Genomic DNA, 20,694 nt, shown 5'->3' with positions numbered 1-20,694 from the left:
TGATATTAAGTGTTCTTTTTCCAATTATTATTTGAAATCGTCCCCGTTTTTCGTTAACAAGTGGAGAAAATCCATCTATTTTCCGGGTACTCGGCATAATGACTAAGCAAAAGGCACTCCCCCAGTCTTCAACCAGGGGAGTGCCTTTTGTATCATTAATTTTCTACTCCGTAATCTTGGTATAAATATCAATGTACTGCTGCGCCGATACGTTCCAGCTGTAATCGCCGGAGAAGGCATTCTTGGCTACTCTTTTCCAGTGGTCGGGCTGGTGGTAAAAGGATACGGCACGGCGGAGCGTGTGCATCATATCGTGGGCGTTGTAATCCTTAAAGGTGAAGCCGTTGCCTTCACCGGTCACTTCGTTATAGGCATGAACGGTGTCATTCAGCCCGCCGGTCTCACGTACAACCGGAATACTGCCATAACGTAAGGCGAGCAGCTGGCTGATCCCGCAGGGCTCAAACTTGGACGGCATCAGGAACAGGTCGCTGGCGGCATAGATTTTGCGGGACAAGGCATCACTGAACGTAATCTGCGACGACAGCTTGGTAGGATAACGCCACTGCGCTTCACGGAACCAGCGCTCATAGACTTCATCTCCCGTGCCGAGCAGCACGAACTGGATATCATCATAGTACAGCAGCTCATCCAGTACGCGGGTCAGCAAATCGAGACCTTTGGAATCTACAAGCCTTGTAACCATCCCCACCATAGGGATATACGGAGCGACAGGCAGACCCAGCTCCTGCTGGAGGCCCAGCTTATTCTCGGCTTTCTTAGCCAGGTTGGAACGGTACCGGGTGTAAATCGCCGCATCACTGGCCGGATTATACACCTTGGTATCAATTCCGTTGACGATTCCGCTCAGCGCCTCAGAGCGTGAGCCAAGCAGCCCGTCCAGCCCGTAACCATAATAAGGCGTACGGATTTCATCTGCATAAGTCGGGCTGACCGTAGTGACATGATCACTGTGTACGATCCCGCCCTTCATGAAATTCACATTGCCATAATACTCCACGCTCGGGAAGTACCCGCCGTCCAGGCCAAGCAGCTCGCCCAGTACCGAATACGGGAATACGCCCTGATACAGGAGATTATGTATCGTGAACACGGTGCGCATTCCGCTGTAGAAGGGATCATGCCGATAGTGTCCCTGCAGCAGCAGCGGGATTACCGCTGCATGCCAGTCATGGCAATGCAGCACATCCGGCTGAAACTGAATGGCCGGCAGGCATTCCAGCACCGCCCGGTTGTAGAAGGCAAAACGTTCACCGTCATCCATATACCCGTAGATTCCGTCGCGCCCGAAATAGTACTCATTGTCTACAAAGTACACAGGCACACCTTCAAAGACGATTCGTTCAATTCCGCAATACTGGTTGCGCCAGCCGATCGGCACCTCAAGCTCAGTTACATGCTCCATCTGCGAGGAATACTTCTCGGCAATTCCCTTATACTTGGGCAAAATGACCCGTACATCCACTCCGGCGGCCTTGAGCGCTTTCGGCAAAGCGCCGATGACATCGGCGAGTCCGCCTGTTTTGATAAACGGATGGGCTTCCGCTGCGGCAAATAAAACTTTCATCCCGATTTCCCCCTTTTGAATTATGGATCATTTATTTAACTGCTTTGCGTCCCGTTTTCTTCAGCACCAGGAATCCAAGCGGCGGGATCGTCAGCTCCAGGCTGTTCAGCTGGTTATGCCAATCCTTCTTCGTGCTCTTCAGCGGTTCATTGTGAATACCTGTTCCGCCATATTCTATATTCTCTGAGCTGAATATCTCTTCATAGGTTCCTGGACGCGGTACGCCGATCCGGTAATTACGCCGCTCCACCGGCTGGAAGTTGATAATGATCAGCAGCGTGTCGACAGTTTTTTTGCCCCTGCGGATATAAGAAACCACGCTTTGTCCGCTGTCGTCTGCGTCAATCCACTGGTAGCCCTCCATATCATGATCCAGCTCCCACAGCGCTTTCTCCGTAAGATAGAGCTTGTTCAGAGCAGCGGTATACGCCAGCATCCTGCGGTGGGCTTCATAATCCAGCAGCAGCCAGTCCAGCTGGTCCTGGTCCTTCCATTCAATAAATTGTCCGAATTCACCGCCCATGAACAGGAGCTTCTTCCCCGGATGACTGATCTGATAACCGAGCAGGAGCCTCAGGCCGGCAAACTTCTGCTCATAGGTACCCGGCATTTTGTCGAGCAGCGATTTCTTGCCGTGCACCACCTCATCATGGGACAGCGGAAGGGTATAGTTCTCCGAATAGGCATAACAGATCGGAAAGGTCAGCAGATTATGATGGTACGGCCTTGCCCCGAAATCATGTTCTATGTAACCCAGGGTGTCGTTCATCCAGCCCATGTTCCATTTGTAATTGAAGCCCAGTCCGCCTTCATGCACCGGTGAGGTGACGCCCGGCCAGGCACTGGATTCTTCAGCCATCATCAGCGCCTTCGGATAATAACGGAAGATTGCCGTATTAAGCTGCTGGATAAAAGCAATCGCCTCCAGATTCTCCATGCCGCCGTTCCTGTTCCTTCTGTACTGGTGGTGCTGCTTCTCGAAATCCAGCCGCAGCATGCTGGTCACTGCATCTACACGCATGCCGTCAATATGATACTGCTCAAACCAGAATAGTGCATTGGAGATCAGAAACGAGGAAATCTCCGGTTTGCTGAAATCAAAGGACAAGGTGCCCCAGCCCGGCTTCTCAGCCAGCAGCGGATCTGCGTACTCATAGAGCGGAGAACCGTCGAACATTCGGAGACCGTGCGCATCCTTGGCAAAATGGGCCGGAACCCAATCCAGTATGACGCCGATTCCTGCCTGATGCAGCTGATCGATCAGATACATGAGATCCTGCGGCTCGCCGAAACGGCTGGTAGCGGCAAAATAACCTGTGCCCTGATATCCCCAGGACAGATCATAGGGATGCTCAGCCAGCGGCATAAATTCCACATGGGTGTAGCTCATATCGGTCAGATAAGGAATCAGCAGGCTGCTCAGCTCTTTGTAGGTGTACAGCTCCCCGTCTTCCTTCTGGCGCCAGGTGCCAACGTGCATTTCGTAAATATTCATTGGTGCATTGTACGGAGGCTTGCTCTTCCGCCGCCATGCCGCATCCCCCCACTGGTAACCGCCCAGATCGGCCACAACGGATGCCGTCGCCGGGCGAAGCTCAGCCTTGAACGCGTACGGGTCGGCTTTGAGGAAGCTTGTCCCGTCTGCACCAGTAATCCTGTATTTGTAAAAAGTTCCCGGTGTTATTCCCGGAAAAAAACGACTCCAAAATCCTGATTCGGGTATCTTATATAACGTGTCGAGGTCTGTTGTTCCATCCCAGCTGTTATGATCACCAGCCAGTCCTACATATGCCGCATGAGGAGCCCACACGGTAAAGCGAACGCCGGCCTGCCCTTCTTCTACGGCAATGTGCGCGCCAAGCATCGTATAGCTGCGATAATTCGTGCCCTCATGGAACAGATAAATATCTTCAGATGACGGGAGGTTTACTGTTTTTGGTATTTCGGCCAAATCATCACCACCTTAGTATATAGGATGCACCTATTACATTACCCGAATATTTGCCATTTGAAAATAACTTTGCGGGCAAAATCAGCATTTCTGAATAAAGAAAATTATTCATGTAATTTTTCCAGAAGTACCGCAATATAATTCACCTATGTCGTTTCAAGCACTTGCCCGAAGGTTATATTACAAGCATTGACAAAAAAATGGGAGGGATAACTAATGAGTAAAAAAGAATGTATCGCCATGCTCCTGGCAGGCGGGGAAGGACGCAGATTAGCCCCCTTGACCTCCAGTATGGCTAAGCCTGCAGTCCCTTTCGGTGGACAGTACAGAATCATTGATTTTCCCCTCAGCAACTGTGTGAATTCGAGAATTGACACTGTAGGTGTGCTGACACAGTACGAAGCAAACTCATTGCATCAGCATATTGGTGAAGGTGAGCCCTGGGGCCTGCACAGCCGCAGTGATCAGGGAGTGAAGCTGCTTCCTTCCGGAATTGAAGGGAGAGAGAGCTACACAGGTACCGCTGACGCCATTTATAAAAACATTGATTTCATAGACAGTCAAAATCCGCAGCATGTCCTCATTTTGTCGGCTGACCATATTTATCATATGGATTACCGCAAAATGCTGGATTACCATATCCTCAAAGCAGCCAAGGCAACGATTTCAGTCATGGAGGTACCGTGGGATGAAGCGAGCCGCTTTGGTGTGATGAATGTAAATGAGGAGCTGCAAATTTCCGAATTTGCCGAGAAGCCAAAGGCTCCCAAGAGCAATCTGGCCTCCATGGGTATCTATTTATTTGAATGGGCGTATTTGAAAGAGCATTTGCTGCGTGATGCTACCAGTGCCGACTCCGGCCATGATTTCGGTAAAGATGTAATCCCGGCTATGCTGGATGCGGGTGATCAATTGTTCGCTTACCGTTTTGCAGGATACTGGAGAGATGTAGGTACCGTTGACAGCCTCTGGGAGGCTCATATGGACCTGCTACAGGAAGAAGACGGCTTCAGCCTCGATAACTCCCGCTGGCCGATGTACAGCCGCGCGCTGCGTACCAAGCTGGCAGCTTACCGGCCGCGGGCTCAGGCTCCATCCACGGATTGCCTGGTCCATGAGACCTGCCTGCTGGAAGGCAGCCTGCAGCGTTCTGTAATCTTCGGCGGTGTAGAGATCGGCAAGCAGAGCAAAATCAAACAGAGCGTCGTAATGCCGGGCGTACGCATCGGCCGCGGTGTCCTGATCGAGAATGCGATTATTGGTGAAGGAGCCGTCATTAAAGACGGCGCTGTGATCAAGGGCAGTGCAGACAATATTGTAGTAGTCGGCCCTCATGAGATCGTAGCGGCCAAACCGCTCATCCGTACCCAGCCTTCCCGGCTCCTGCAAGAGGTCTATGAGAAGACCGGCCGCCTGGTCGCCGAAGGAATGCCTTCTTAACCCAATAGCATTTAAATCATCTCGCACAAAAGGGATACAACTGCGGCCCCTCCGGCCCATGCTGTATCCCTTTTGTGTACTTACATATATAGATTGTCAAGCCTGCTTAGAGCTGGCTGCCATCAACCGGCAGGGCCTGCTCGATCAGCGGCAGAATCACAGTGACCTGTGTACCTTTACCCAGCTCACTGTCCATTTCCAGCTTGCCGTTATGCAGCTCGACAATCTGCTGGGAAATCGCGAGCCCGAGGCCGGTTCCCCCGTTGAGCGCATCGACCTGGAAGAAACGGTCGCGCACCCGGGCCAAATGGGCTTCACTGATGCCGATTCCGCTGTCGCGTACGGCTACTGCCATTTCATCATGGGACAGCCGCTCTGCGGACAACACAATGCTGGAATCTTCCGGCGAGAATTTCACCGCATTGTCAACCAGATTCAGGAACACCTGCTTCAGGCGGTTGGCATCCCCTTTCGTATAGATCGTCTCCTCGCACTCAAGCAGCAGGTGAATCCGCTTCTTCTCAGCCTTCGCCCAGATATTCAGCAGGGTCTCCTGCAGCAGCACCTTGATATCCACCTGTCCGATGGACAGCTTCATTTCATTCTGCTGCAGCTTGGAGAAGTCGAGGATCTCCTCTACCAGCCCGATCAGCCGGTCGCTTTCCTTCGAGATAATGCCGACACCGAGCTTGGTTTCCTCGGGATCATAGCCGCCGGAGATCAGCGTCTCACTCCAGCCCTTGATACTGGTCAGAGGTGTACGCAGTTCATGGGAGATAGAGGAAATGAAATCATCCTTGATCTGGTTGCTGCGGACAATCTCCTCCGCCATATAATTGAGCGTTGAAGCCAGTTCACCGATTTCGTACCGGTAATCCCCTTTGATGCGGGTAGTGAATTTGCCTTTGGCCATCTGCGCCGATACCGCCGTTATATTATTGAGCGGACGCACTATGGAATTGGCCAGTCCGAAGCTGAACAGGACAACAATGGTCATAACCGCTGCCCCGATACCGATGGAGAGCAGGGTCAGATTAAGCAGGTCCGCATTCACCCCCTCCATCGAGGTCAGGTACCGCAAAACATAAGTATCATGCCCGTTAATCTGCACCATCTTCGAGACAGCCATTACACTCTCATTCGTGCCGGCCTGACGGCCTACCCAGCGTCCGATACTGCCGCCTACCGCCTCGGGAACATCACTGGTCGTAATGGTCCGGTCAGGCTGAAAGCCGGTTGAGCTGGTGATGATATCACCGTTCAATGTCAGAATCTCAAGCTCGGTATATTCGAGATTGAAGAAATCAAGCAGCTTCTGGAGCTGATTGGGTGAACGCTCATCCGACAGTTCGTATTTCAGAAACGTTTCGGCGGTGCTGATATGAAGGGTTATTTTGCTGTAAATACTGTCGTAATAATACGTCCGGATCGCCAGCAGAAAGATAGTCTCAACGAGGAGAAGCGCCACAAAGACTACAAGAATATAGTGCAGTACAATCTGTCTGCGCATCCCCTTCCTGATCATTGTACCTGACCTTTCCATTTATAGCCGTGCCCCCACACCGTCTGCAAAAATTCGGGCTCTGACGGATTATTTTCAATCTTCTGGCGCAAGCGGCGGATATTTACGTCAACGATCTTGGGGTCCCCCATATACTCCTTGCCCCACACATGATCCAGCAGCGAATCCCGGCTGAGCGGAGTATTCTCCTTCTCGAGGAAGAACTGTACCAGCGAGAATTCCGTAGGCGTAAGCTCAATTGCTTCCCCGCTGCGCTTAAACTGCTTGGAGATCAGGTCAAGCGTGAACGGACCCGACTGGAACGACACCTTGGCCGACTGCTCCCGGTGCACATTCACCCGGCGCAGCAGCGACTGAATCCGCGCAATCAGCTCAGTAGGACTAAACGGCTTGCTGACATGGTCATCTGCACCTACCGACAACGCGTACACCTTATCCTGCTCCTGAACCTTGGCGGTTAAAAAGATGATACCCAGACGCTCATTAGTCTCTCTGATCCGTCTGCAGACCTCAAAGCCATCGATGCCGGGCACCATAACATCCAGCAGTGCAATATCAATATCAGGAACTGTAGTCAGCTTATGCAGCGCTTCATTTCCGTCAGCTGCCTCAAGCACTTCGAAGCCGTTGCGTTTCAGGTTAATTACAATAAAACTGCGGATGGATTCTTCATCCTCCAGAATCAGTACTTTACTCATCGATTCCCTTCCTTTCAATAGAGGATTTGACTCTGCCGTCGTCTCCTCCGATTGTGCTCTGCTCCAGCTCCCCGCGGTAGCCGATCATCTTATCAAGATCACGCCCGAGCAGCTTCCAGCCGGTGTTCTTTACCCTGTCCCATTCCGCAGGAGTGAAGAACGATACTTCAGCAACCGTCTCCCCGGTGTCAGACATAATAAACTTCAGCGATTTGTCCTGTACGGACTTGGTATCCACGGTGACTTTCTCATGCCATTCCGGGGAAAATTTAATAATGAACCGTTCTTCCGGATCATTGTATTGCTGCGAGCTGAAGGTCAGGCCGTTGTTGCCGTCCCATTTGAAATACGAATTGAAGTAAGGAATACTCTCGGGGTCGAAATATTCCCAGCCCGCCGGCGGTTCAAGCATCCCGATCTCGATAATTCCGTCCCCGTCGATATCTTCACTGACAATCTTCCGGTCCTTGAAGGTCCGGACATCCCCCGGAATAGCCACACGCAGCTTGTTATTCTCCATTACAACCATCGTTGTGTAAGCGGAGCGTGAATCTACGGAGGAATCCAGAACTATACCTTCTTTGTTCTGGGCCACTTTTCCTGAGACAATATTGTAATAATTATTGAAATACGGGTCCAGCTCGTCCAGCTCATCCAGCACCTTGAAGCCGTCATTATATTGATAAGTAGTGATTGTAGAGAACTCATTCCGCTTGAAATAAACGACTGTAATATCGGAGACCCCGTCTTCATTCAGGTCATCCACGATATATTTGGTGTACGGCTTCGTCAGAATTTCTTCGAGTTCTCCGCCGGAATAGCTGTAGACAACCATTCCCTTTTCTTCCCCGCGCGAATAGCCGGTCACGATATCCAGCTTCCCGTCCCCTGTCACATCCTTCAGATCAACGGAATCCAGCATCGTCCCATCCCCGTCAAAAACCAGCTTCTTGACCCATTCATCGTCATGCTTCTCCAGAATCATTCCATGAATCACAACGGCTTCATTCTTCGTCTGATAAAAGACAAGCGTCTCCAGTATCCCGTCCTTGTCCAGATCCTCAGTAAAAATGGAGCTGTCATCATCATTAGCCGGACGGATCAGCGCCGCATCCAGCGGCTTCAGTGCAGAATTAATGGCTGTCATCAGGGAAGCCTTATCCGCAGACAGCTGCGGCACCTTCATCTGGGAAACCGGATCGCTGATGAACGTGCAGCCCGACAGGGCAAGCAGGGTCAGAGAAGCTGCAGCAAGCCTTCCGAGTAACCGTTTATTCACAATCATCACGCTCTCCTTATTACGCGCCTTGCTTCACTCACAGATGCAGCCGCTCCTGCGAGGTCAGCCGGCGTCCTTTCACATCATGTTTGATTCTGCCGTCCTCCAGCACCCATAACCGGCTGGCGAAACGTTCTGCCAGCTCGATCGGCAGTACGGTAATAACGGTAAGCCCTGTTTCCTTGCACAGCTTACGGAGTGTATCAAGCACATTCTCCGCTGTCTTGGGATCGAGCCCGGTAACCGGCTCATCTGCAAGAATTACCTTCGCGCCGTGAACCAGTGCGCGGGCAATAGCCACACGCTGGCGCTCACCGCCGCTTAGCTGGCTGGTCTTCATCTTCGCTTTGTCCAGAAGACCCAGCAGATCCAGCTGGTCCATGGCCCCCATATAATCATCCGAGCGGACCATGCCTGTCGCCATCCGCCACAGCGGTGTCTGGGAGGCCTGTCCAATCAGCACATTCTTCAGTGCTGTGCGGTTCGGATTCAGCTCCGCGTTCTGCTCCAGATAAGCCCACTCCCGGCGGATCTTGCGTTTGCCGGCGAAGGGGCTCTTCATAATATCCGTGCCGTCTACCCTGAAATTTCCTCTGTCCCATTTCTCGCGCAGCGCCAGACACTTCAGCAGTGTGGATTTACCGCTGCCGCTGCCTCCCAGCACCGCTACAAATTCTCCCGGCTCTAATTGAAATCCGATGTCCTGCAGTACCGGTGCTTTATCTTCCCCGACCGCTTTGGCCAAATGTTCAACTGTAATCATAAGTTCAGCCTCTCCTGTTCTCATCTCTACTCTACTCTATAGTGTACTCTGAAAGCGGGATCAAATTCCATGCGAGCATTCGTTCCTATTTTACCTCAAATCGTCTTCGGTGGCGAGAATAATAACCCGAGGAGTCCGAACAAAATATATAAACCGCCCATCACCGCAAATACACTGCCGCCCCAGCCGAACTGCAGCAGCAGTCCGCCGATGCCGGGTCCGGCGATGCTTCCCAGACTATAATGAAAGGAAGAGACTACATTCGCCGCCGGAAGCAGGCTCCGCGGCAGAATATCTGCGGCATAGCTTAGCCCCAGCGAGAAGAAGGAACCGACCAGCCCGCCGGCAGCCATGAGCAGCAGCAGCGTCAGCAGGAAATGCCCGCCCGCCAGCGGCAGCAGGACGAAGGCCAGTCCGCCGCCTGTTCCGGCAGCAACCAGAATTTTCTTGCGGCCGTAACGGTCGCTCCAGATTCCGAGCGGCAGCTGCAGCAGCAGTCCGCCAATGCCCGCAAACGGCAGCAGGGTCGCAATCTGATCCGTATTATAGCCGATACGCAGGCCATAGACCGGGAAGTTGCTGTTCAGGCTGGCTTCCATATAACCGTAGAGCAGTGCCGGGATCAGTGCATACCAGGCGAGCCGGTAGCTCCGCCCGAACCGGCTCGCCTGGCCGTCGCTATGCTCCATCGCCTCCGGACGGGAATCCGGCAGCTTCAAGGTGACGAGCAGCAGCGCGAGCACAAACAATACGGCGGTAATCAGAAACGGTGCGGACTGCCCGAAGCGCAGCAGGCTTATGCCGAGCGGCCCCAGGCTGAAGCCGAGGCCGTAGGACATGCCGTACAGCGAGAGATTGCGTCCGCGGTGCTCCGCCGGTGACATCAGCAGCACCCACAGCTGTGCCGCGTAGTTTATCGCCGAGTCGCCGATGCCGACCAGCAGGCGGAGCACGAACCAGGCTTTCACTCCCGGAATAAGCGGAAACAGCAGCAAGGTTACCAGTACAAGGGCTAACCCGCCGCTGATCAGCTTCTTGAAGCCGAGCGCCCCGAGCATCCGCTCGGCAATCAGCGTCATGGCGAAGGAGCCGATATACAGCGCTGCAGCATTAAGTCCGTTGAGCGATGAGGATATGCCAGTCTGCTCCAGCAGGATGGAGAGCACCGGGAGCAGCATCCCCTGGCTCAGTCCGGCCAGGATAATTACGGTAATCAAAATAACATAATTCATTTTGCTGCTGATTTCTTGCGGAATCGCTTTGGAATCTGACACGTTTGAATCCTCCTATGTAATCCGGCGGTATAACAATCAGACACCGGAGCGGCAAACACCGAACATTATAGTGGACAACCCTCTTCAAAACAAGAGATAATATATAGAAGTGACGGATTTTCTGGAGGTGACCGGTTTGCTGAACTATGAACTCAAAATTGATGTATCCCCCGTATATGAGCTGCTGGACAGTTTTATGTTATATGTGACAAAGAAGTGGATTTCCAATCTGGAGATCGGCACCGACTGGATCAGGGATGTGGACAGCCGTTTTACACCGGCGCAGCTGCAGGCGCTGAGACAGGCTGCCGAGTGGCCCTTTGATGATTATGATGTGCTGTATGCATGGGCTTACAGCCGTGGCGAAGCCTCGAAGGTACAGCAGTTTCTGGATGAGCTGGATTCCTCGAGGGTCGAAGAATGCCTCGCGCGGACCAAGCCTTTTTTCCATAATTTCACGGCTGCAGAATGTTCCCGTATCAAGGATGGCTATACTCCCCTGCTGCGGCTGTGGTATGAATATTATTTCCGCCATGTGGAGCACAACATTCTTCCGCTTCTGATCGAGGATGCCTCCGAGAAGAAGATGCTGGAGAGCAAAATGGATATGGTGCCGTTAATTGAGTACGCCTCCGGCGGTGTGGTGATTGAGGATGTTCCGGGGCTTGAAACGATTGTCCTCCTCCCGACCGTACATAACCGGCCGATTAATACGTATTGCTTCTATAAAAATCTGATGCTCGTCCAGTATCCGGTCGATGTGCCTTCGGAGGATGAGGAAGAACCGCCTACAGTGCTGCTGCGCTTGACCCAGGCGCTCTCCGACCCGACCCGGCTCCGGCTGCTGCGGTTCGTTGCCGGTGAACCCAAAACACTCCTGGATATGCAGGCTGAGCTGAAGCAGTCACAGGAAATGCTGATGCATCATCTGCTCAGCCTGCGGGTCGCCGGACTGCTGCGTGTACATCTGTCAGGTGAGGGCACCGAGCGGTACAGCATCCGCCCGGACGGGGCCTCCGAGCTGCAGATGTTCCTGGAATCCTATATTCGCATTTAGTTGGCGGAGCATAGATGGATTCTCACAAAACTTTAGGAGTGAGCAGGATGAAATATTTGACACAACAAGTTATTTTCGATCTGGATGATACCCTGGTGCATTGCAACAAATATTTTGACCTCATTCTGGGCCGCTATTTCGAGCTGATGTCCGACTGGTTCAGTGACTACGGCGTTACGACCAGTGAGCTGCGCGCCAAGCAGGTTGAAATCGATGTAGAGACCGTCAGCACAAGCGGACTGGCCAGTGATAATTTCCCGAAATCCTTGATTGCCACATACAGGTTCTTCAGCAGCAAATTTGCCCGCAAGACAGATCCCTATGAGGAACAGCAGCTGATGAAGCTCGGCCTCAGTGTATATGATCAGGAGATTGAGGCTTACCCGGGAATGGTGGAGACACTGGACACGCTGAAGCAGGACGGGCACTCACTTTACCTCTATACCGGCGGTGATGATTCCATCCAGCAGCGCAAAATCGCCCAAATGAAGCTCGACGCTTATTTCGATGACCGGATCTATATCCGCCAGCATAAAAACGTGGAGTCGCTGGAGGATATTCTGAATTCTTACAAGTTTGACCGCAAAATCACCTGGATGATCGGCAACTCCCTGCGGACCGATGTGCTTCCGGCCTTGACTGCCGGCATTAACAGCATTTATCTGAAGCAGCCCAATGAATGGCTCTACAACCTGATCGAGCTTCAGCGTGAAATGCAGCAGTCTGTACGGACGATTTCGGCAATCAGCGAGGTTCCTCCGGTGATCCGCTCAGCCGCGCTCCGCAAGCATCACGGCTGAGCTCCCGGCTCACATTGTTACGGTTATGTTACAAATGGCATATGCAGCTGACTGCGGGTATGTTTATACTATTTGAGTAGATTTTCATATCGTGCAGGAGGTCACTCATGAATAAACAAACGGTTGGCAGGAATGCCAAAGGCAACAAGAATCTGCTCCTTATGCTGCTTGCACTAGTGGTCGTTATTCTGGTTGCCGTACTTGTCTTCCTACTTACTGGCAACACTTCTGAGGGCACAGACGAGCTCGACAATCTCCCGAATTACACGGATGTCAAGGGAACCTTCGTCGTCGACGGCCTGAAATATGAGAAGCAGCCGCATCTGGGCAGTGATGATGCCAAGGTGAAGGTCATTGAATTTGCCGACTTCAAATGCCCGGCCTGTAAGAAATGGACAGCATCCTATCTGGATACCTTCATCAAGGACTATGTGGACACCGGAAAGGTCCAGTTCTATTTCATGAACTTTGCCTTTATTGACCGCGACTCCTATCTTGCCGCAAGTGCTGGAGAAGCCATCTATAAGCAGAGCAACGAGAAGTTCTGGGAATATGTGCACAAGCTGTATGAGAATCAAGGGGATGAGGGCAAGATTTGGGCTACCCAGAAGTTCATCCTGAAGTTTGTCAAAGACAATATTGAAGGCCTTGATTATGCCCAGTTTGAGCAGGATATCAAGAACCACACCTACATGTACGATGTCAAAGAGGACTTCAAAATTGCCGGGGCTTACGGCGTAAACGGCACACCCAAGTTCATGGTGAACGGTGTTCTGCTGCCGGACTCCTCTTATGAAGGCTTAGCTGCTGCGATTGAAGCCGGTCTGGCGGAAGCCAAGTAATCTTTGTCCGGTATAATAATCTAAAAGGAGCTGTCCCAAAAGCCATGAAATGGCTGCTTGGGACAGCTCTTTATTTTGGAGTAGGATCAACGTGAGCACTTAAGTGGACGCTCCGAGAACGGACCGTTGTTTGGGTCGCTGTGCTCTCCAGATTTTTTTGATTCCCCTTAGCGGTGAAAATCCGGAGACCAAGGCGACCGCTACCGCTTTTCCACAATCAGCCCGTCCTCTCCACTGTTTTAGCTGCGAAGGCTGTCCGCTAAAGGAACGCTGCACCAAGGCTGCAGGAAATCGGGAAGTGGTTGTCAGTCTGGAGAGGCTGCTGTACCAGAAGCAGGCTCGGGATATCCTGCGAAGTGAGGAAGGCTATGCCCTGGCCGTACGCCGAATGACGGAACCGGAAAGTGTATTCGGACAACTGAAGAATAACCGGGGCTTCCGGCGCTTTCTGCTTCGCGGCATGGAAAAAGTGACGTCCCAGGTCGGTTGGCTTTCGCTTGCCCACAATTTATTGAAGCAAGCTGCAAATGACCAAAAACAAAGAGCAACCTTTCTCCAATGACGGGAGAATGGCTGCTCTTTTGACCTTTTTGCGGTTTTAAAAATGAGAAGGATTTGTCTCTACTCGTAGAAAGACTACTTTTGGGACAGCCCCTTACTATTGCTGCGGTTCAATTATTTCTCAGGCCGTCCGCCGGGAGCCGCAGCATGTGTGTCATTCTGTCTTCCAACATGTTTATGCTAATGCCCGAAAACAGATATCTTTACTCCACACCCAGCTGGCCGGTATCCGTATTCATCAGCACCAGCTTGCCTTCAAGCGCTGTTCCGTCTTCAGCAGCCAGCTTCAGCTTGCCGGTCCGCCCTTTCTCAATCAGCGCCTTCACCTGGGAGTCGGTCAGCGTACGCCCGTGGGTTTCCTTCCAGATGACGAATTTACACCCTTCCTTGTAATGGGAGCATCCGTATCCTTTGCGGCCCATGAAGATCATGCCGCCGCAGCCGGGGCGCGGGCAGCTGCCGATTACCTTCGGACCGGAATCCGCTGGCTTCGCAGCTGCTGCCGCCGCCATACTGCGCTTCCTTGGCGCTGCCGGCTTGCTCTCCTTGCCCTCCGCTTTGCGGGCTGCCCCGCCCGTACTGCGGCCTTTGGCCCCCGTATTTAGCGCAGGAGTCTCCCCTTCGAAGGAGGTTTTATCCGCCCGGGACTGCACCCGGACCTTGTCCACAATCATGGAGGCGAAGCGTTTGACATTGTTCATGAACTGCCCGTCTTCCGCTGTACCGCGGGCAATTTCATTCAGGCGGCGCTCCCACTGTCCGGTCATTTCCGGGGAGGTCAGCAGCTCCACACCTGCTCCGCGGATCAGCTCAATGGCGGTCCGCCCTTTTTGGGTAATGGCAATTTTTTTACCCTGCATCTCTACATAACCGACATTCTTCAGCCGCTCAATCGTCGCCGCCCGGGTCGCCGGTGTGCCGAGCCCCGAATCCTTCATGGCATCCCGCAGCTCTTCGTCCTCAATCTGTTTGCCCGCGCTCTCCATCGCCTTCAATAACGTGCCTTCCGTGTAAGCTTTTGGCGGCTGGGTGTCCTTCTCCTTCACGATGGCATCGCTGCAGACCACATCATCATCCTTAGAGACCGAGAACGGCTCATTTACTTCAACCTCCTCGTCCTCCTCTTCCTCCTTGCCCTTGCCTTTAGCAGGCTTCAGCTTGTCCTTCTTCTGGTCGGCATAGATCACCTTCCAGCCCAGGCTTAGCAGCTCCTTGACCGTAGTTTTGAACTTCTCATCCTCTACTACGGTGATCACGGTATGCAATTTGTACTCTGCTGCCGGATAGAACTGGGAGAGGAACCGCCGGACGATCAGGTCATACAGCTTGGCTTCGTCAGCACTGAGCCCGGAGGCTTTACGGTTCGTCGGCAGAATGGCATGGTGATCCTCAACCTTGGAAGGGTTACAGATGAACTTGTTGCCCTTGTGAACCAGATTGCGGTTCGCCCCCTTCACCCACTCATCAAACTGTGTCCCCTGGAGCGCCGAGAGCGTCTTGTGCATCTCCGGAATATTCTGCTCCGTCACATAGTTGGAGTTCGTCCGCGGGTAGGAGATCACCTTATGCTTTTCATACAGCGCCTGGGCGATATCGAGCGTTTTTTTGGCTGAAAAAGCATATTTCCCGTTCGCTTCACGCTGCAGCAGCGTTAAATCGTACAGCTTGTTCGGATACTCCTTCGTTTCTTTAACCTCATAAGATTCGATTCTGGCCGGTTTACCCTTTATCTTGGCAGCCAGTGCTTCCGCCTTGGCACCGTCCGTTAAACGTTCTCCCTGCCACATTCCCTTATACATCAGCTCATTCTGGGTGAAATGCCCTTCCACCTCAAAAAACTTCAGCGAGGAGAAGGCTTCAATCGTCTTCTGGCGGTCATAAATCAGGGCGAGCACCGGCGTCTGTACCCGGCCCACTGAGAGCAGGACATTATGCTTTGTTGTAAAAGCGCGCGACCCGTTCATCCCGATCAGCCAGTCCGCTTCACTGCGGGCCTTGGCCGCCTTGGTGAGATTCTCGTATTCCGAGCCGTCCTTCAGCTCCTGGAAGCCTTTGCGGATCGTTTCCGGGGTCAGGTCCGAGATCCACAGCCGCTTGACCGGCTGGCTCAGCTGCAAATGACGCTGAATCAGTGAGAAAATATGCTGGCCTTCACGCCCGGCGTCACAGGAATTAACCAGCAGATCGCTGCGTTTCGCAAGCTCGCCAATCACCTTCAGCTGATCGAGTGTCCGCGCATTCGGCACCAGCTTGAACTGATCCGGGATGATCGGCAGATCATTAATGTTCCATCTTTTATATTTGCTGTCGTAAGCTTCAGGCTCAGCCAGGCCAATGAGATGCCCGATCGCCCAGGTAATGATATACTGCTCCCCTTCCAGATAGGAACGGTGATTTTTGGCCTTCGGTTCTATTGCGGCGGCGATATTCCGCCCCATGTCCGGTTTCTCCGCAATAATAAGTGTCTTCAAAAATAATCGCTCCTTACCCATGGTTCTTCCAAAATACGTCTAGTAGCCTATTATAACATTTCTTCACCACTTTTTAACGTATTGACTTGAAGACCGGGTTCATAGCAGCGGATAATTGCGGCTTCACTTCAGCGGCTTGTTAAATTCCGCGCACTCTTGCCACCGCTTCTTCTATATCAATCACTTCTTTGGTTCCCGCTCTGCGGTCCATATATTCAAGCTTGCCCTCCGCTGACCCTTTACCTACAACCAGCGCTACTGGGATACCAATCAGTCCCGCATCCTTGAACTTCACGCCCGCGCGCTCATCCCGGTCATCCAGCAGGGTCTCAATCCCGAAGGAAGTAAGCTGTATATACAACGCTTCAGCAGCTTCGCGCTGAGCTTCATCCTTGGCGGACATCAGCAGAATATGGACTGCGAACGGTGCTATAGAGGATGGCCAGATCAGCCCCTCATCATCATGGTTCTGCTCTGCCACTGACGACAGCAGACGCGATATGCCGATGCCGTAACATCCCATTACCATAGGCTGGCTCCGGCCCGCAGTATCCAGGAAGTTCGCCCCGAGCTTCTCGCTGTACACGGTTCCCAGCTTGAATACATGTCCTACCTCGATTCCCTGGTGGAACTCAAGCTGACCGCTCCCGCACTCCGGACAAGCATCACCGGCTGCGGCGTTGCGGAAATCACCAACATTCTCCAGCGGGAAATCACGGCCGGGTATAACTCCGCGCAGATGGTAATCCTTCTCCCCGGCACCCGTAATACCTTCAGCCATCCCGGCAACAGCTTGGTCAACAAGCACAGTTAGCGACAAGCCGGCAGGGCCGACGTAACCGCTCTCCACCCCGGCCGCCTGCTGCACGAGTTCATATTCCGCCAGTGTGATTTCACCGCCGCCCATATATTTCTGCACCTTCAGCTCATTCACCTCATGATCTCCCCGGACCAATACGGCGAAGACAGTATTGCCATTAGTATAGATCAATGTCTTAATAATCTCCTGCGGCTTGATCCCGCTTTCCTGTTCCAGCTGCTGAATAGTCTTCTGGTTAGGCGTATGGAATTTAACCGGGACAGCATTTCCGCTGAAATCACGCTTTGGTGTTACAGACTTCCCGCGCACCTCCGCCTGCTCCAGATTAGCGGCATAGTCACAACTGGTGCATACAGCCACCGTATCTTCACCAATCTCCGATAAAGCCATAAATTCATGGTTCTGTCCTTTGCCTCCGATGGCTCCGGCATTTGCCTGCACCGCCCGGTATTTCAGTCCGCAGCGCTCGAATATCCGTCCATAGGCCTGATACATCTGCTCATAAGCCAGATCCAGCCCTTCCCAGCCGGTGTCAAAAGAATAGGCATCCTTCATGAGAAACTCCCGGCCGCGCAGCAGCCCCGAACGCGGACGGCGCTCATCGCGGAATTTGGACTGAATCTGATACACCGTAAGCGGAAGCCTGCGGTAGGAGCTGATTTCCCCTCTGACGAGCGCTGTCACTACCTCTTCATGAGTCGGTCCCAGCACAAATTCACGTTCATGACGGTCCTGCAGCTTCATGAGCTCCTTGCCGTATACCTCGTAACGTTCTGATTCCTTCCACAGCTCTGCCGGCTGCAGCGCAGGCATAAGCACCTCCTGCGCACCTGCTCCGTCCATCTCCTCCCGGACGATCCGCTCCAGCTTGCGCAGCACCCGCCGCCCGAGCGGCATATATGTATACACTCCAGCCGCCAGCTGGCGGATATAGCCGGCCCGCAGCAGCAGCTGGTGGCTGATGGTTTCCGCTTCGGCCGGCGCTTCGCGGAGGGTGGTTAAGAATAGATTGGATTGACGCATAATGATCAGCTTCTTTCTTCAAGAATTAGATTACAGCTCTAACAAACGCAAAAAGACGCATCCGTCAGGGACGAATGCGTCGTGTTACCACCCTGTTTCGACCGCTGCTGTACGAGCAGGCAGTCCTCTAATCCGGATAACGGCCGGGTCCGTCAGCAAATGTCTGCTGCAGCTTCCAAGGCAGGATAGGTCTCACTCGCTCTCGGGGGACCTTTCAGCCGGTGAATCCCCTCTCTGTTCCGGCGGTTACGGAAACATAGATCCTTGGTCAACGCTTTTACATTATAAATCTGCTTCTTAATCTATCCGAAATCCGTCAGCCCGTCAAGTCAGCTGTATAAAATAACAATTTATTGCATTTAAAATCCGGCCTCATGTAATCCTGTACAGCTCAAATTTATCCCTGGGCAATTAATTTTTTGCCCGAACGGAGAACAGATATGAAAAAATTATGTCGAATAACCGAATATATTATTAGAGTAATTCAAAGAATCGGCAATTGATACAGATAAAGCCGATTTCCATGTATCCGAGGGGGAACCATATCCATGATCAAGCCTATCAAACGTATTATCCAGACTATCACCTCACGCTCGCTGCAAAGAAAAATGATGCTGCTCTTTGGAGTCATGCTGGTGATCCCGGTCCTCCTTGTCAGCTATTTCTCGTATTTCAGTGCAAGCAAACAACTTGAAATTACTATGCAGGATGCAACACACGCAAGCGTGGATCTCGTCGCGAGCACAATTGACGAGTATGTTTCTGCGGCAATGCGCAATGTCGATTTGCTGAGCCAGCAGATCAATGCTGCAGACGTTGATGCCCAGTCCCCGCAAACCCGCGCATTGATCGAGCTATTCATGAAAAATCATCCGGAGCTTGAGATTCTCTCAGTCGGCAACGAACAAGGAGCCTGGATGAAGGCACCTGATCCCGGTAAGCAGGATTTCGACCCGCGTGTCCGTGACTGGTACAAGGCATCCTTGCTGAATCCCGGAAAAGTCACTATTATCAATCCGCTCATCTCTGTGACCACCGGCAACTACACGCTCTATATTTCCAAAACACTGCAAGACGGCAAAGGTGTCATCACCACCTCGCTGAATCTCAAAACCATGAGTGAGCAGATCAACAAAGTTACTCCCGGCAAAACAGGTTACTTTTACATTGTTGACGGCAATCACAAATTCGTTGCCCACCCGGTGAAAGCCGCCGGTGAAGATGTGGCAGACTATGTAATTAAAATGCTGGGAAGCGGCAGCGGGGATCTGGCCTATCAGAACCCGGATACAGGTAAAGATATGCGCGGCTATTATACTACCGACCGGAACACCGGCTTCACAGTTGTAGGTGTAGTGCCTACCGATGAGTTCAAAGAAGCCTCTATGCCGATTATTTATACAGGCCTGATGGTACTTGGTGCAGCTCTGGTTATTACAATGCTTCTGATGTACCTGATTATCCGCTCGATTACGAAGCCGATCCGCAGCCTGAACAATTCTGCCCGCCGGGTAAGTGAGGGATACCTGAACGAGCAGATTCACATCGACCGGATCGATGAAATCGGACAACTGGCCGAGAATTATAATCTGATGGTCGGCTCACTGCGCAGTATCGTAGCTGATATATCAGACACTTCAACACAGCTTGCTTCATCGAGCCAACAGCTTACAGCCACGACTGAAGAGAATGCCAAGGCTACCGCCTATGTCGCTGAGCTGGTGCAGGATTCTTCCGTTGGCGCTGAAACCCAGACATCGGCGATGGCTGAAACTTCCCGGGCGATGGAGGAAATGTCCTCCGGTATTCAAAAAATTGCGGAAGCTGCAGCGACCATCGTAGATTCTTCAGCAGATACGGAAGCTAATGTGCTCAGCGGCAGCCAGAAAATGGAGCAGGTCAGCCGGCAAATGGATGCCATCCGCAGCTCCACCCATCATTCCTCAGAGCTGATCGGGCAGCTGAACGGACTGAACTCAGAGGTGTCTGCCATGAGCAGCGCGATTACGGCCATTGCTGTACAGACCAACCTGCTGTCACTGAATGCCGGGATTGAAGCTGCACGGGCCGGAGAGCATGGCCGGGGCTTTGCCGTAGTGGCTACAGAAGTACGCAAGCTTGCAGATCAATCAAAAAACACAGCCGGGGATATCCAGGCTACCCTGCTTCAAATGACCGGATTAATTGATCAGACCTATGAAGCTGTCCGCCATACAGTCGCTGCCGATGTAGAGCTGGGCATTCAGGTCACCGCCGAAGCCAAAGAAGCCTTTATCAGCATTGAGCATTCCACCGCCAAAATTAACAGCCAGCTTCATGATATCTCGGCGATTACCGAGGAGATGTCCGCCGGAGCGCAGGAGGTTGCCGCTTCCGTCCATGAGATCTCCGGTATATCACGCTCAACCTCTGATGCCTTCCAGAGTGTTACAGCAGCTACTGAGCAGCAGCTGGCTTCGATGGAGGAGATCTCTGCCTCATCGACAGAGCTGTCCAAAATGGCCGGAGATCTGCAGCATAAGATTGAGCGCTTTAAGCTCGAGGAATAGGCGTGCAGGAGGCTAACCTCCTTATGTTCCTCTAATTCCAGGCAAAATAAAGCCGC

The 20,694-nt window shown here is 52.4% G+C and carries 15 protein-coding genes; 6 read left to right on the top strand and 9 right to left on the bottom strand.

The genetic code is table 11. The annotated features are described in order from the left end of the window. Positions 1-163: 163 nt before the first annotated feature. Complete coding sequence (gene glgA, locus LOS79_RS07045) at positions 164-1,588, bottom strand: glycogen synthase GlgA (protein ID WP_315417433.1); 1,425 nt, start codon at positions 1,586-1,588, stop codon at positions 164-166. A gap of 31 nt (positions 1,589-1,619) precedes the next feature. Continuing rightward, positions 1,620-3,452: a 1,4-alpha-glucan branching protein GlgB gene (gene glgB, locus LOS79_RS07040; RefSeq protein WP_397386781.1), complete on the bottom strand. Its 1,833-nt coding sequence runs from the start codon at positions 3,450-3,452 to the stop codon at positions 1,620-1,622. Between the two features lie 303 nt (positions 3,453-3,755). On the opposite strand from glgB, the gene LOS79_RS07035 reads away from it, so the two are divergent. After that, on the top strand, positions 3,756-4,979 hold the full coding sequence (locus LOS79_RS07035) for a glucose-1-phosphate adenylyltransferase (protein WP_315417427.1): 1,224 nt from the start codon (positions 3,756-3,758) through the stop codon (positions 4,977-4,979). A 106-nt stretch (positions 4,980-5,085) separates the two neighbouring features. Here the strand turns inward: LOS79_RS07035 and LOS79_RS07030 are convergent, their stop codons facing one another. From LOS79_RS07030 to LOS79_RS07010, 5 genes are all read right to left on the bottom strand, one after another. Next, positions 5,086-6,504, bottom strand: coding sequence for a sensor histidine kinase (locus LOS79_RS07030; RefSeq protein ID WP_315422050.1), 1,419 nt, complete (start codon positions 6,502-6,504; stop codon positions 5,086-5,088). Then, positions 6,501-7,199 (bottom strand): response regulator transcription factor, encoded by a 699-nt coding sequence (locus LOS79_RS07025; RefSeq protein WP_315417425.1) that lies wholly within the window; start codon positions 7,197-7,199, stop codon positions 6,501-6,503. The genes LOS79_RS07030 and LOS79_RS07025 overlap by 4 nt, the downstream gene beginning before the upstream one ends. Beyond that, positions 7,192-8,478 (bottom strand): hypothetical protein, encoded by a 1,287-nt coding sequence (locus LOS79_RS07020; protein ID WP_315417422.1) that lies wholly within the window; start codon positions 8,476-8,478, stop codon positions 7,192-7,194. The genes LOS79_RS07025 and LOS79_RS07020 overlap by 8 nt, the downstream gene beginning before the upstream one ends. A gap of 37 nt (positions 8,479-8,515) precedes the next feature. Continuing rightward, positions 8,516-9,241 carry a phosphonate ABC transporter ATP-binding protein gene (locus LOS79_RS07015; protein WP_315417420.1) on the bottom strand — a complete coding sequence of 242 codons (726 nt, stop codon included), beginning with the start codon at positions 9,239-9,241 and terminating at the stop codon, positions 8,516-8,518. A 95-nt stretch (positions 9,242-9,336) separates the two neighbouring features. Further along, on the bottom strand, positions 9,337-10,473 hold the full coding sequence (locus tag LOS79_RS07010; RefSeq protein WP_315422048.1) for an MFS transporter: 1,137 nt from the start codon (positions 10,471-10,473) through the stop codon (positions 9,337-9,339). A 181-nt stretch (positions 10,474-10,654) separates the two neighbouring features. Between LOS79_RS07010 and LOS79_RS07005 the strand changes: the two genes are divergently transcribed. The 4 genes from LOS79_RS07005 to LOS79_RS06990 all read left to right on the top strand — a co-directional run bounded on the left by LOS79_RS07005 (position 10,655) and on the right by LOS79_RS06990 (position 13,776). Further along, positions 10,655-11,572 (top strand): ArsR/SmtB family transcription factor, encoded by a 918-nt coding sequence (locus LOS79_RS07005; protein ID WP_315422046.1) that lies wholly within the window; start codon positions 10,655-10,657, stop codon positions 11,570-11,572. Positions 11,573-11,619: 47 nt separating this feature from the next. After that, entirely contained in the window at positions 11,620-12,372 is a 753-nt protein-coding gene (locus tag LOS79_RS07000; RefSeq protein WP_315417418.1) for an HAD family hydrolase, read from the top strand. Between the two features lie 107 nt (positions 12,373-12,479). Beyond that, positions 12,480-13,214: a DsbA family protein gene (locus LOS79_RS06995; RefSeq protein ID WP_315417415.1), complete on the top strand. Its 735-nt coding sequence runs from the start codon at positions 12,480-12,482 to the stop codon at positions 13,212-13,214. Between the two features lie 103 nt (positions 13,215-13,317). Further along, on the top strand, positions 13,318-13,776 hold the full coding sequence (locus tag LOS79_RS06990; RefSeq protein WP_315417411.1) for a transposase: 459 nt from the start codon (positions 13,318-13,320) through the stop codon (positions 13,774-13,776). A gap of 202 nt (positions 13,777-13,978) precedes the next feature. Here LOS79_RS06990 and LOS79_RS06985 read toward each other — a convergent pair whose 3' ends face one another. Beyond that, positions 13,979-16,246, bottom strand: coding sequence for a type IA DNA topoisomerase (locus LOS79_RS06985; protein WP_315417409.1), 2,268 nt, complete (start codon positions 16,244-16,246; stop codon positions 13,979-13,981). Between the two features lie 139 nt (positions 16,247-16,385). Beyond that, a complete protein-coding gene (locus LOS79_RS06980; protein WP_315417407.1) occupies positions 16,386-18,089 on the bottom strand; it encodes a proline--tRNA ligase in 1,704 nt (567 codons plus the stop codon). Between the two features lie 548 nt (positions 18,090-18,637). Here LOS79_RS06980 and LOS79_RS06975 point away from each other — a divergent pair. Then, positions 18,638-20,638 (top strand): methyl-accepting chemotaxis protein, encoded by a 2,001-nt coding sequence (locus tag LOS79_RS06975; RefSeq protein ID WP_315417404.1) that lies wholly within the window; start codon positions 18,638-18,640, stop codon positions 20,636-20,638. The last annotated feature ends 56 nt before the right edge of the window (positions 20,639-20,694 follow it).

This window comes from Paenibacillus sp. MMS20-IR301, from assembly GCF_032302195.1.
Taxonomy (GTDB): Bacteria; Bacillota; Bacilli; order Paenibacillales; family Paenibacillaceae; genus Paenibacillus_AQ.
The sequence above is the reverse complement of the archived record's forward strand: the minus strand, read 5'-3'. Positions and strand labels throughout refer to the sequence as shown.